The organism is Chamaesiphon sp. OTE_8_metabat_110 (assembly GCF_031382685.1).
In the GTDB taxonomy this organism is placed as follows: Bacteria; Cyanobacteriota; Cyanobacteriia; order Cyanobacteriales; family Chamaesiphonaceae; genus Chamaesiphon.
Genome location: NZ_JANMZA010000214.1, coordinates 1 through 2,820 on the forward strand (window position 1 = coordinate 1; position 2,820 = coordinate 2,820).

At 44.5% G+C, this 2,820-nt stretch carries 4 protein-coding genes; 2 read left to right on the forward strand and 2 right to left on the reverse strand.

Annotated elements, in window-relative coordinates:
* Together RMO52_RS07935 and RMO52_RS07940 are read left to right on the forward strand one after the other, a co-directional pair.
* Positions 1–578: sigma-70 family RNA polymerase sigma factor (locus tag RMO52_RS07935; RefSeq protein ID WP_310412676.1), on the forward strand; the 578-nt coding region annotated here is incomplete at its 5' end.
* A 2-nt stretch (positions 579–580) separates the two neighbouring features.
* Entirely contained in the window at positions 581–1,321 is a 741-nt protein-coding gene (locus tag RMO52_RS07940; RefSeq protein WP_310412679.1) for an anti-sigma factor, read from the forward strand.
* A 152-nt stretch (positions 1,322–1,473) separates the two neighbouring features.
* Here the strand turns inward: RMO52_RS07940 and lipB are convergent, their stop codons facing one another.
* Both lipB and RMO52_RS07950 read right to left on the reverse strand, forming a co-directional pair.
* Positions 1,474–2,163 (reverse strand): lipoyl(octanoyl) transferase LipB, encoded by a 690-nt coding sequence (gene lipB / locus RMO52_RS07945; protein WP_310412682.1) that lies wholly within the window; start codon positions 2,161–2,163, stop codon positions 1,474–1,476.
* A partial coding sequence (locus tag RMO52_RS07950) for a sugar ABC transporter permease (protein ID WP_310412685.1) occupies positions 2,147–2,820 on the reverse strand: 674 nt, incomplete at its 5' end. The genes lipB and RMO52_RS07950, both read right to left, overlap by 17 nt.

Consider the following 2,820-nt stretch of genomic DNA (forward strand, 5'->3'; position numbering starts at 1 on the left):
TTTTACACTCTATGAAAAACTCACCTGATGCCGAACTGGTGCATAATTTGCGGCTCGGTCAGCATCAAGCTCTAACTGTTCTGTACGATCGATATGCTGGGTTGGTGTATAGCATCGCTCACCAAATTTTGCAAAATGCTCAGGAAGCAGAAGATCTCACCCAAGATATTTTTTTAACATTTTGGCAAAATAATAGTTTTAACCCAGATCGCGGCTCTGTAAGTAGTTTTTTAGGACTACTGACGAGATCGAGAGCGATCGACAAAATTCGGAAGCGGACTACTGCTACTAGTTTTTTGTCTCGGTGGCAGAAAACTATTACTGAGGAATCTACAGCTCCCTCACCATTAGAACGCGCGACAACGGCTGAAATTCAAACTAGTGTCCATCAAGCGATGCAAGCATTACCAGAATTACAGCGTCAAATCCTCAATCTGAATTATTATCAGGGTTTGAGTCACAATCAAATCGCTGAGTCTTTGAATCTCACGCCTGGAGTTGTCAAAAGTCGTCTCCGACAGGCTCTGGTGCAACTCAAGGCAAGTTTGGCTGGCGTGGACATATTAGAAATAGATTAACCATGATAAATTCCACCCTTTCTGACGAAACAAAAGAGCTAGCGGCTGGGTATGTGCTAGATGAATTAAAGCCATCTGAAATAGAATTGGTCGAGCGCATGATGTTAGAAAATCCTGCTCTGCGCCAAGAAGTGCGAGAACTACAGATGGTCTTGGGCGGTCTTGCCCTAGATGTGCCTCAACTACAGCCACCAGCCCATTTGCGCGATCGAGTCCTGCAATCCTCGGAGATCGATCGTCAAGTGGTAGCAGTGCCAAAAAAACGGAACTGGAGTAAGATCGTCGCTATTTTTGCCCTCATTTCAGCAGCAGCATTATCACTCGATAATTTCCGACTGCGACAAGACCTCAGTTTTGCCAGACAACAAACTCCCGAACGGCTTGCTAACTTGTTACAACGCCCGAATAGTAAACTAGTCTCTTTAACAGCACAAACTACTGGAGCGTCTGGCGGTACAGTGCTATTTACACCCGGAAAGTGGCAAGAAGTAGTGGTGTCAGTTAAAAATTTACCACCCTTACCAGTAGATCGGGTATATCGGTTGTGGTTGAGCCTAAATAATCAGCAGGTTATCTACTGTGGTGAATTTCGTACCGATGGACAAGGAAATGCTTCTCAGTCGATTAATCCACCCCAAGTACCGCCTCTTGGCACAAAAGCTACTGGTTTATTTGTCACAGTCGATCGCGCAGATGCACCATTAGCACCCACTGGAACTCGCATTATAGCTGGGGAAATCTAAGCTATTTGGGGATAGCGCGTTGTTACATATCGTGCATTAAACCTAGCTATTGCCTGACACAATCGCAGCGTCAATCAAAATTTAGCCTGTACTTTTGTCAAAGGTTGATTGTTTTGAATCTTCAGCCGCATTCATGTTCGATCGTCCGATCGTTAAATTTGAAATTCTTCACTTTCTAGCATTTCTATCCCAAACACTTCACCAAATACGTGGATAATTTGCTGGCGTACTAAATAAGGATTGATGTTTGGGATAAATTCAGCCATACTGCCCACAGATCGATCGGCAATGCCACATGGTACGATCTGCTCGAAGCCGCTCAGATCTGGGCAGACATTTAGGGCAAAACCGTGCATGGTAATCCATCTACTAACCTTAATCCCAATCGCCGCAATTTTGCGGTCTTCTACCCAGACCCCAGTTAACCCCTCAATTCTTTCCCCAGCAAGATTATGTAAAGCTAAAACTCTAATGATAACTTCTTCTAGTTGTCTTAAATACCAGTGTAAATCTTGTTGGTAATAGCGTAAATTGAGAATGGGATAGGCAATAATTTGACCCGGACAGTGATATGTAACTTCGCCACCGCGCTCGACGCGATATAGTTCGTACTCAGTCTGGAGATGGTCGAACTTTAAGTATTCTAAACTAGCGTCAGTGCCGAGCGTGTATACGGGTGGATGTTCGAGAATGACTAGAGCATCAGCACGATCTGGGTCGATCGTGCGTTCTTTTTGGAGCGATTTTTGCCAAATCCACGCCGTTTGATAGTCGATCGTCCCACAGTTATATAGCGAACATTTGCGTTTACTTCCAGCTAGTTTTTCAGGGTAAGTTAGCATTATTTTGCGAGATTTTAAGATTGATGAGAGACAGAATAAACACAATCAGAAATAAGATTAAGCCGATCGTGCAAGCATAGCTCAGATCGGGATTATTAGACCCAAAACCTTGTTGATACAGGTAATAAACTACCGTTTTAGAACTGTTGCGCGGGCCACCTTGAGTCATCACATAGACTTCTTCAAAGATTTTGGTGGCCGCGATCGCGGAAATAACCGCAACCAGCAACAGATAAGGACGCATCAGGGGAATAGTAATATCCCAATGCTTAGTATAACGATCCGATCCGTCGATCGCTGCCGCTTCGTATAAATCCGCTGGAATCGATTGCAATCCCGCCAAATAAATCGTCATGTAGTAACCCAATCCCTTCCAAATTGTGACCAGCATGACGCTAAATAATGCCAACCCAGGACTAGTCAGCCACGGAATCGCCGGAATACCGACGACCTGTAAGAGCTGATTGAGCAGTCCATTTTCAGCATAGATAAATTTCCAAGCAATCCCCGCAACCACCATCGAAATAATCACTGGGACATAGTAAGCCGCCCGAAAAAAGCTCATCCCTTTGAGCTTTTGATTGACTAAAATTGCCAGTAGCAGCGGGGCAAATACTAAAATTGGCACCACGCCACACAGATAGAGCACTGTATTCC